6 protein-coding genes, 1 pseudogene and 1 riboswitch are annotated in these 8,578 nt (G+C 61.6%); of the genes and pseudogenes, 3 read left to right on the top strand and 4 right to left on the bottom strand.

All coding sequences use genetic code 11. The features are described from left to right. Positions 1 to 272 precede the first annotated feature (272 nt). The gene (locus B0G62_RS17270; RefSeq protein WP_103705422.1) at positions 273 to 2,219 is read right to left on the bottom strand and encodes a TonB-dependent receptor domain-containing protein; all 1,947 of its coding nucleotides are present in this window, start codon (positions 2,217 to 2,219) and stop codon (positions 273 to 275) included. 91 nt (positions 2,220 to 2,310) lie between these two features. Further along, positions 2,311 to 2,517, bottom strand: a riboswitch (cobalamin riboswitch). Between the two features lie 148 nt (positions 2,518 to 2,665). Here B0G62_RS17270 and B0G62_RS32735 point away from each other — a divergent pair. Next, positions 2,666 to 2,810: pseudogene (locus B0G62_RS32735) on the top strand (IS3 family transposase); the annotation flags it as partial. 224 nt (positions 2,811 to 3,034) lie between these two features. Here B0G62_RS32735 and B0G62_RS31330 read toward each other — a convergent pair. Then, positions 3,035 to 3,364 carry a hypothetical protein gene (locus B0G62_RS31330; RefSeq protein ID WP_146055317.1) on the bottom strand — a complete coding sequence of 110 codons (330 nt, stop codon included), beginning with the start codon at positions 3,362 to 3,364 and terminating at the stop codon, positions 3,035 to 3,037. Between the two features lie 663 nt (positions 3,365 to 4,027). On the opposite strand from B0G62_RS31330, the gene B0G62_RS17265 reads away from it, so the two are divergent. Together B0G62_RS17265 and B0G62_RS17260 are read left to right on the top strand one after the other, a co-directional pair. Then, positions 4,028 to 5,107 (top strand): tartrate dehydrogenase, encoded by a 1,080-nt coding sequence (locus B0G62_RS17265; protein WP_103705421.1) that lies wholly within the window; start codon positions 4,028 to 4,030, stop codon positions 5,105 to 5,107. 199 nt (positions 5,108 to 5,306) lie between these two features. Then, the gene (locus B0G62_RS17260) at positions 5,307 to 5,660 is read left to right on the top strand and encodes a hypothetical protein (protein ID WP_146055316.1); all 354 of its coding nucleotides are present in this window, start codon (positions 5,307 to 5,309) and stop codon (positions 5,658 to 5,660) included. A 120-nt stretch (positions 5,661 to 5,780) separates the two neighbouring features. Here B0G62_RS17260 and B0G62_RS17255 read toward each other — a convergent pair whose 3' ends face one another. Together B0G62_RS17255 and B0G62_RS17250 are read right to left on the bottom strand one after the other, a co-directional pair. Next, positions 5,781 to 6,845 carry a helix-turn-helix domain-containing protein gene (locus tag B0G62_RS17255; protein ID WP_103705419.1) on the bottom strand — a complete coding sequence of 355 codons (1,065 nt, stop codon included), beginning with the start codon at positions 6,843 to 6,845 and terminating at the stop codon, positions 5,781 to 5,783. 738 nt (positions 6,846 to 7,583) lie between these two features. Next, the gene (locus B0G62_RS17250) at positions 7,584 to 8,546 is read right to left on the bottom strand and encodes a PDR/VanB family oxidoreductase (protein WP_103705418.1); all 963 of its coding nucleotides are present in this window, start codon (positions 8,544 to 8,546) and stop codon (positions 7,584 to 7,586) included. Between the last annotated feature and the right edge of the window lie 32 nt (positions 8,547 to 8,578).

The following is an 8,578-nucleotide window of genomic DNA, read 5'->3' as shown; positions in this document are numbered from 1 at the left end:
CCGCTGCGCGCGTAGCGAGCAGCGGGATGAATGAGTCCTTTGTCACTCCGATTTAAGGCGCGACAAGCGAGCAATGCCCAGTCACCACTCCGCTGGTGGGCGAGTGGTGAACTGCGTCACATTGGCGGTGTGAGCGGCTTTCTTTGCTTACTTTCTTTGCCGCCGCAAAGAAAGTAAGTGCCGCCCCGCACAGGGGCAACACTGGCATACCGACACGATCACAAGGAAATGCCAACCCCCAAGAACAACGACAAAAAACCACAAGCACCAGATCAGAACGTATAACTCACCTTCCCAAACGCAGTCCGCCCGAGCGAGTTATACCCATAAGCCGTCACATACTGCCGATTGAAAAGATTGGCAATCGAAGCAGAAAGCACCAGATGAGCATTAACCTGATACGACGCACGCAGACTCACCGTAAGGAACGAAGGCAAATAAACCGAATTGAGCTGATCATCAAACGTCGAGCCGTTATATAACAGCGAAGCACCCGTACTCAACGCATGCAGATGAAACTCATCCCAAGTGTGATCGATGCTCAGACTCGCGGTTTGTCGTGGGCGGCGATTCAACCACGTCTGATCCGTCTCGTCCTGCGGATTCAAAAATCCCACCGCGAGACTCACAGGCGTAGCCTTCCCAAGCATCCCCTTATACGAAAGATCGATGCCCTGAATATGCGCGCGCACCACGTTCACGGGCAAAAAAGTCTGCGAATCATAAGTGATCAGATCGTGCACACGCGTGTCGTAAACAGCCGCCGTGAAAGTACCCAAAACGGTATTGGCATCGAGCGCAGCCTCGACCGTATCGCTACGCTCCGGCAATAGATCCGGATTCGAATAGCCAGGATAATAGAGGTCGTTAAACGTCGGCAGACGGAACGCATTGCCATACGACACACGCGCCGTGTACACCGGCGTAATCGCCCACGAGAGCGCCGCGTTGCCGGTATTCACAGACTTCCCCTGCACGACTTCATGACGCCCCGCGAGAAATAGCGTCACGTCTCCAAGCGTCGCCGCCTGGTGCAGCGACGCGGCGGAGTCGTAGCGCGCCGGCAGGCCGCTCGGGATATCGACAGGCAAATACGCCTGCTCGCGCGTGAAGTCATAAGCCAGCTTTGTTTCGCCGGAAAGAGGCAGGCCAAATAACGTATGCCCTGCTTCTTGATGCGTGATCGATGTCGACGTACTCAGCCGCGTCGAATCGATTTGATCGGTCGCGACAGCAGGATCGTTCGCGTAGATAAACTGGCGATCGTTCGCGTAGCCTATCGATTGATCGAACTGCGTGTCCGGCGTGATATCGAGGTGGAACGCGAGGCCTGTCGTGAGTTGATGGTCGAGTTGGCGGTCCGCGCCGCCCAGGTTGTCATAGGACAGGTCGGAACGGTGGTAGAGCATGAAGGTCGAAATCGACCAGTTGTCGCGCGCGTAACCCAGGCGCGCATCCAGATCCTGCGCGTGATACGGATTGCGGCCGTCCTCGTGGCCATAGGCGCCGGGCTGCGTGGCGTCGATGCCCGCCGTGTTGTAGTCGTGCAGGCCCAGCGAGTAGGTCAGGCCGCCCAGCGCCGCGAGCGGCCCCGTCGAGGGCACGGTGCCCGAGGTGCGCAACTGCGTGTCGAAGGTCTTGTTCGAGCCGCCGCCGAACGACACCGTGGTCTGGTTCGGCAGGTTCGAGGCGTGGCGCGTGAAGAGCTGGATCACGCCGCCCATTGCATCGGCGCCGAACGACGCCGCGGCTGGCCCCGAGATCACTTCGACGCGATCGAATGCCGAGGTCGGCAGGTCGGCCCATTCAGCGGTGCCAGTCGTCGCGGAGCCGATACGGATGCCGTCGATGAACACGGCCACCTGGCTGGCCGACGAGCCGCGAATGCTCACCGTCGCGAGCGAGCCGGGGCCGCCGTTTTGCACGACCGTCACGCCCGGCAGCGTCGCGAGCGCCTGGGTGATGCTCGGGTCGGCGGGCGAGAGGCGGTCGAGGTCCGTGCGCGTGAGCACCTGGGTGCTCGCGTAACGGCCGTCGAACGACTGCGGCAGATGCTGCGTGTCGCCGGTCACGAGGATGTTGGGCAGCGTGGTGTCGTCGGCGTGCGCGCTTTGCCAGGCACAGGCTGCAATGCCAGAGACGACGAAAGCCAGATACGTGCTGGCGGCGCGATGGCGCAGGCCGCTTCGCGTGGCGGCTAAGGGAAACTCGGTGGACATGAAACGGTTCCTGAGGTCGGGCTGTCCTTGCAACGGGCGGCCGCGCACGGGCGGCGCCTGGCGCATCGGGACACCCCGCCCGTTGCGGCTGCTTGGACCTCGGTCGATGGCAGGTCTCCTGGCTCGCGGGTCGTCGTCCGTGCCGGCCTTCCCGGTGACCCGTGCAGGTTCCCAGTGGCGCGTGTGGCGCGGACTCGCCGTTCACAGTTGCGGGGGCAGCCGCAGATTGAAGGCGCGTGCGCCTTGCCTGCGTTCCCTTTTGATCCCCTCCCGGGGAACCATCTCAACAGGGCGGGATGATATCAAACTCAACCCTATTCCACCAAAGCCAATATCGACGGGCCTTTCAGCAGGGTCGGTACACTCTCAATTGGCGCCAAAGTTGTCCAAAATCACCTGGAATTCAGCGATGCTTTACGCCAAGGCGGGGGCATGGCGGCATACAGAAAGTGGGGGAGTACATTGAACTGGCAACGCTGGAGTGGGTGGCCTGGTTCGGTCATCATCGGTTGATGGAATCCCTCGGCTATCTCCCGTCCGCCGAAGCTGAGGCCAAACTGCTATCGGCAACTTGAACCCGCATCAACTTAAACCAACCAGCCTCCACGATTTCCGGGGCGGTTCACGACTACTGCTCGATGCGGCCGGCTACGCCAGTTCGTTCGAACGGAACGTGCCACACTAGGCCCGGCAACGGCTGTTCGATGATGGATATACAGCGACGCAGGCTACCGTTGTTGGCATCAAGTCAGCGATCTCGATTCGCATGGCGGCCATGCGTTCAGAGGCCACTTGATAGTGGCCACCCGGGACTCTCAATTGGCTGTCGGACCGCTCTCTAGCCGGCAAGGATTAGCGCGTACACCAATTTGACGAGGAGTGAAATGACTTGCTGCGGTGTCTGCGACCAAAGACAGCGCCAGCTTTGTAGCGTTGATCGACAGCCCTTCCTTGCCCCACTCAACGGCCGAAGCGGTCAAGCGTTCGCAGTCGTTACCAGGACGATTGCCGGTCGCGTCGCGCATGCTGTATTGCAGGTTTTGTTCAACGATACTGCCGAACGAAGCACAGGGGGATGCGACTAACATGGTCACCAGCACTGCGCGCACCGCACTGATTTGCCGTCTCCAGTTTTTACTGGGCATGCTGTTCCTCGACATTACGCTTTACGTCTGTTTGTGAATTATTCTAGCCGTGCAAGCATTGCGGAGTCTTGGTAGGGGCAATCCGCAACGGTCGCATTATAGATCGGTTCGTCGGCGCTTTCGCGTTTTCCTGATTGCTCACCTTCCTTCGTTGATCCGTGCTTGGGACACCGGGATTAGTGCTGTGGTGCTGTGGCGGCCATTTTGGGCGCAAACGAAAATTTCAATGGTTCGCCTTGAAGTGGGCGCAGAGTGGAGGTCGCGTGGCTGTTTGACGCCGGGCTGAGTGGCGTAAGCCCAATACGCCAAATGGGGGGCTTCCATGGTGGATATGAGTTGCAGGGATTTTCTGATCCCCTCCCGGGGAACCATCAGCGCGCAAGGGTAGGGCCGCTCACGCTTAGCGTCAACTGCGAGCCGCGCGTAGCGTTGTGAAAATGTGCCATGGCATGGCGGCCACGCGGGCGCTACTGAAGTGGACGCTGAGCGGATTGGGCGCACCTTTGGCGCGTCTTCGCCAATCGGCTGCGCCGCTTTGTTCACGAATCGTGTTTAATGTCTCCACGCCTCGCGGGCTAATGTTCCAGCGCCACCTGAGGCATGCTTGCAGTTATCGAAGCGCGCCAATCGGGGCGCGCCGCAACGAGCAACGGAGAACGAGACATGAGCAAGACCTACCGCATCGCGGCGATCGCAGGCGACGGCATCGGCCAGGAAGTGATGCCCGAGGGCGTGCGCGTCGTGGAGGCGGCGGCCGCGAAATTCGGCCTGTCGATCGAATTCACGCATTTCGACTGGGCAAGCTGCGATTACTACCTCGAGCACGGCAAGATGATGCCCGACGACTGGTTCGCCACGCTCAAGGGCTTCGACGCGATCTACTTCGGCGCGGTCGGCTGGCCCGACAAGGTGCCCGATCATATTTCGCTGTGGGGGTCGCTGCTCAAGTTCCGCCGCGAATTCGACCAGTACGTGAATCTGCGCCCGGTGCGTCTCTTGCCCGGCGTGCCGTGCCCGCTCGCCAACCGCAAACCCGGCGACATCGACTTCTTCGTGGTGCGCGAGAATACCGAAGGCGAATACAGTTCGGTGGGCGGCAAGATGTTCGAGGGCACGGATCGCGAATTCGTGCTGCAGGAATCGGTGTTCACGCGCCAGGGCGTGGACCGCATTCTCAAGTACGCGTTCGAACTCGCGAACCAGCGCGGCCGCAAAAAACTCACGGCGGCGACCAAGTCGAACGGCATTTCCATCAGCATGCCGTATTGGGACGAACGCGTGGCCGCGATGGCGCAAGCGTACCCGGACGTGAAGTGGGACAAGCAGCACATCGATATCCTGTGCGCGCGCTTCGTGCTGCAGCCGGATCGCTTCGACGTCGTGGTGGCGTCGAACCTCTTCGGCGATATTCTTTCCGACCTCGGCCCGGCGTGCACGGGCACGATCGGTCTGGCGGCATCGGCGAATCTGAACCCGGAGCGCAATTTCCCGTCGCTGTTCGAGCCGGTGCATGGATCGGCGCCCGATATCTTCGGCAAGGCGATTGCCAACCCGATCGCGATGATCTGGTCGGGCGCGATGATGCTCGACTTCCTCGGCAACGGCGACGCGCAGTTCAAGGCGGCGCACGACGCGATCATGCAGGCCATCGAAAAGGTGCTCGTGGAAGGCCCGCGCACGCCGGATATGGGCGGCACGGCGAAGACGGGGGACGTGGGGCAGGCGGTGGCGGCGCAGCTTTAAGCGCGGGATCACGCTCGTCAATCATTTGACGAACTTCTGAACGGCGGGAAACGCGGCCTGGTAGCCGCGTTTCCCGCCGTAGTCGTATGTGTGTCCCTTGTCAGCAACGGTGAGGGATGAAGCCGCCCCTTTTTCAGGATGACCCTGCGCCCACTCGGGTTAGCGTTGACCCTTTGCAGGCATGACCGCGGAGTGGGAGATGCGTGAGAAAGGGGAGTTGGCGCAGCGCCTGATCGAGGCGATGCGCGATGGTGTGAGCGGCACGACTTCGGAACTGGCGCTGCGTGCGCAGGTCGACGTGCGCAGCGTGCGCGCGATCCTGCGGATGTGGCTGGATGCGGGCATCGTTCATGTGTCCGAGGTGGTCGCGCCGCGCCGTACGCTGGTCTATCGCTATGGCGAAGCGACGGCCGAGGCGGCAGGCGCCGCGGCGGTACGTCAACCGCGAGCGCGCGAGGCCGCCGCGGCGCCGCCCGATCGCTGGCCGCAACTGGACCCGGTTGTGGCAGCGGCTGTCGACGCCATGGTTCGAGTTAATCCGGGCGAAGAATGAAACGATGTATGTCATTCCTCGGATATTTCATTTACGCCAATTGAAATTTCTGGCAGCCGGTTTTCGCCTATTTCTTCGAATAATCGTTGCGGCTTGCTGGAGCAGTCGGCCAGGTGGTCTTCAGGCCGCGCCGTCCTGCGCCGGTTGCGCGCCGGCTTGCATGTCGGCAGGCTGCGCCGCGCGGCACAGCGCGGTGAGCCACACGTCTTCGCCATGCGGCGCCACGCGCGCGTGGCCTTGCTCCACCACGAGCCGCCACGTGTCGTCGGGCAGCGACGCGCGATACAGCACCCGATAATCGGCGCGCCGCGCCAGCGCGTCATTCACCGCGGCCTCGCGGGCGGCGCGATCATCGGGATGAATATGCTGCGAGAGTTCGATGTAGTGACGCGGCGCCTTCGCGGGATCGACGCCGAATAGCCGGCACCATTCGTCCGACACGATCAGCTCGTCTTGCGCGCGCAGCCAGCGCCAGGCGCCCACGCCCGCGATGCGCGCGGCGTCGTTGAGCAGTTGCAGGCGGCGCAGCAGCGCGGATTCGGCCTCCTTGCGCGCGCTGATGTCGATGGTCGTGCCCACCACGCGCACTGGCCGGCTGGCATCGTCGAGCAGCGTCGCCACGCGCGATTCGATCCAGCGGATCTCGCCGTCGGGCAGGATGATGCGGAAGTCCCAGACGCGCGGCGCCTTGCTCGCGACCATGTCCTTCAACGCATCGGCGTTGAGCCAGATCGAGTCCTCGGGATGCAGGATTTCCCAGAATTCTTCATTGCTATGGATTTCGCGGCCGTAGAGCTTTTCGCAGTTGCTCGAATAGATCAGTTCGTCGGTGACCAGATTCCATTCCCACGTCACGATGCCGGCCGCTTCCTGGGCGTGCTTCATGCGCGCTTCGTTCGACATGATCTCGGCGGTATAGCGCCGGCGCAGGTCGGTCATGGGCAGCTCGGTCGTGCCTGCTAGTCCGAGGTCCCGCACGGCTTCGTCGCCGTAGCGCAGCCAGACCCAGTTCACGTCGAGGAAGGCCGCGAGGCGGCGCAGGTTCGAATAGTCGATCTCACCGCCGCGCGTCCATTTGTGCACGGCCGGGCGTGATATGCCGACGGCGTCGGCGACTTGCTGAAGGCTCAGCTTCTTGTGCTCGAGCAGCACCTTGAGACGGAACGCGAACGTATCCTCGGACATCCATTTCCCTCTATGACGTATCGCGATTTGGCGGCTGGGCGCCGCTGTTTCAGGATTGTGCGCGCGGCTTGAGGCTCGCCCGTTGCTCCTCGTTGGAGGCGTTAGTTTAGCGGATCGGGGGCTGTGTCGTTTTGGGGGGGCGCTGTGGTGTCGCAGGGTGGGGGTGGGTTTTGTGTTTTTTTGGTTTTTTTGGGTTTTGGCGTTTCCTTGTTTTCTTGTCGGTATGCCAGCGTTGCCCCTGTGCGGGGCGGCACCTACTTTTCTTTGCCGCGGCAAAGAAAAGTAGGCAAAAGAAAGCCGCTCAAACCGCCAGTGTGACGCCGTTCACCACTCGCCCACCATCGGAGTGGTGACTGGGCAGCGCTCGCACCACGCGCCGTATAACAGAGTGGAGACGCCCGCCCATCCGGGGGCGCTGCGCGCCCCGTGGGGCATAACCAGCAAACCGTCGGGTGTTTCACCGTGGGTGTCCCAGGCAGACCCGACCGCTGCGCGCGTAGCGAGCAGCGGGATGAATGAGTCCTTTGTCACTCCGATTTAAGGCGCGACAAGCGAGCAATGCCCAGTCACCACTCCGCTGCAAGGTTAGTGGTGAACGGCGTCACATTGGCGGTGTGAGCGGCTTTCTTTGCTTACTTTCTTTGCCGCCGCAAAGAAAGTAAGTGCCGCCCCGCACAGGGGCAACGCTGGCATACCGACACGAAAACAAGGAAATGCCAACCCCCCAAGAACCACACCTCAAAGATCGATCACCAGCCTGGCTGTTCTTGCCCGCGACACACACAAAAGAATGGTCTTCTGCGCGGCCTTCTCATCATCGTCGAGATACTGATCGCGATGGTCAGCCTCGCCTTCAAGAATCGCCACTTCGCACGTCCCGCACACGCCTTCACGGCACAGCGACTCGACGGTCACACCGGCGCGCTCGATGGCTTTGAGGATGGTTTCATCCTCGCCGACCTCAAGCTCAATGCCCGATTTCGCAAGCACCACGGTAAAAGCCTTGCCCCCCGTGTCAGTGGCGGCAAACTGCTCCGAATGCAACTGCGCCTTGGGCCAGCCGAGCAGCGCGGCGTTGGCATAAACGGCGTCATTCAGACCTTGCGGCCCGCACACGTAAACATGCGCATCGGCGTCCAACTGCTTGAAAAGCTTCAGCAGATCGAGCCGTTGCCCTTCGCTATCGACATAGCAATGCACGTTGCCCGCGTGCGGCCCGGCCTTCAGCTCATCGACAAACGCGCCATGCTCGGGGCTACGAAACGCATAGTGCAATTCGAGATCAAGCTCACCGCCCGTATGCTCATTCAATTGCGCAAGAAACGGCGTAATACCGATCCCGCCCGCAATGAACACATGCTTCTTCGCGCCCCGCGCGAGTTCAAAGAGATTCGCAGGTGTCCCGATAGCGAGCCGCGTACCCGCCTGCACGCGCTCGTGCATGAAGGCTGAGCCGCCACGCGAGGCCTCTTCGCGTCGCACGGCGATCTGATACTGCCGCGTATCGTGCGGCGAACCAAGCAGCGAGTACGCATTGTGATACCACTGGTCGCCATCCTGCATCGAGACCAGCACGTGGGCGCCCCCGCTGAAGGCAGGCAGCGGCGCGCCGTCGGGCAGCGCGAGCGTAAAGCGCTTGATGAGCGGAGTGAGTTGCTCGACGGCGACAACGTCGACAGTGATCGATTCGCGGGCGTTCATGGTGTTTCTGGATTCGGAATTCGGATAAATAG

Origin of the sequence: Paraburkholderia eburnea (assembly GCF_002917095.1) — a bacterium.
Classification (GTDB): Bacteria; Pseudomonadota; Gammaproteobacteria; order Burkholderiales; family Burkholderiaceae; genus Paraburkholderia; species Paraburkholderia eburnea.
Note: the sequence above shows the minus strand (reverse complement) of the source record. Positions and strands in the feature narration are given on the sequence as shown.